The 1,156-nt window shown below is 58.9% G+C and carries 1 protein-coding gene; it reads right to left on the bottom strand.

The genetic code is table 11. The features are described from left to right. On the bottom strand, positions 1 to 1,156 hold a 1,156-nt coding region (locus lacNas_RS05180; protein ID WP_201346662.1), incomplete at both ends, for a discoidin domain-containing protein.

Raw genomic sequence — 1,156 nt, 5'->3', positions numbered from 1 at the left:
TGGCAGCAGCGCAGTCCCCGGTCGTTTCCAGGATGCTGAGGCGGACGGCTTTGGCGCTGACGCCTCTGAGGCCGATGACCTTGTTCTTGCAGTCGCTGTTGAACTGGTAGTCGCCTCCATAGCTGGCGAAAGTTTCCCCGTCAGTGGAGATTTCGACCCGCATCTTCAAAGGCCGGCCGTCCCGGCTGCTGGCTCTTGGCACGTAGATCAGCTTGTTCAGTTCCGTTTGTTCCGGGAAGCTGAAGGTCAAAGTCAGGGGCTGGTCCTCGCTTGGTTTTTCCGCGCTTTGCCAGTCGGTTGCCAGGCGCCGGTCCAGGAGGTATTTGAGCTGGTGGCCAGGAGCGGCGCTTTGGCTGGAAGCGACCTTGACGTTAGGGATGATAAAGTCGCGCGGATCCCGCTTGGTCTTGACCTGCAAGAGGTCGGACCATTCGGATACCTTGTAGCCGGCCTCATACCGGAGGCGCAGGCGGTAGACGGTATCGGCGGCCAGGTCGGTCAAGGTAAAGATGTTGCCGTTGATGCCGGTGTAAAGCAGGCCGTTCAGTTCGATCTGCACCTGTGGCGTCCGCTGGGTCCACTTGACTGTCAGGGAGTGGGCACTGATCTTGCTCCGGTCGACTTCCACCTTGCCCGGCAGGGGCAGGGCGGCGTCGGTGATCTGGTGAACCAGTTGTTCGTTGGCGAAGCGGAAGTTGTTGACCAGGATTTCGATTTTTTCCTGCTTGATGTCCCGCTCCTGCAGCTTGATGATCAGGGTCGGGCGGGGCGTTGCCCCCAGGTCCTTGAAGCCTTCCGGCCAGCAGAACTTGTTGTCGTAGTAGAAGCCTTCCTTGGCTCTTTGCAGGGTTTCCGGAGTACCGTACTCGGTCAGGCTGATGACTTCGTCATTGCCGGCCCGCAGCTGGATTTCTTCGGGGTGCCGGTCGCAGTATATATAAAGGAAGGTTTTCTCTTTGATGGCCATGTTCGGGTAGTAGCCGGTGGTTGGTTCGATGATCACGCGCAGCTTGCTGTCAGCCACGTGGGTGCGGATGACGGTTTGAGCGCTGTTGTGCTTGTAGTCGCTTTGGTCGTTGTCGCTGTAAGTGCTGATGGTGGCATCGCCTTGCGGATAGAGGACGAAGCGCCGCTCGCCTAAGTCGAAGCAGCTGCC

The sequence above is a fragment of the Lactobacillus nasalidis genome, from assembly GCF_016587775.1.
Taxonomy (GTDB): Bacteria; Bacillota; Bacilli; order Lactobacillales; family Lactobacillaceae; genus Lactobacillus; species Lactobacillus nasalidis.
This window is presented reverse-complemented; position numbering and strand designations above follow the sequence as displayed.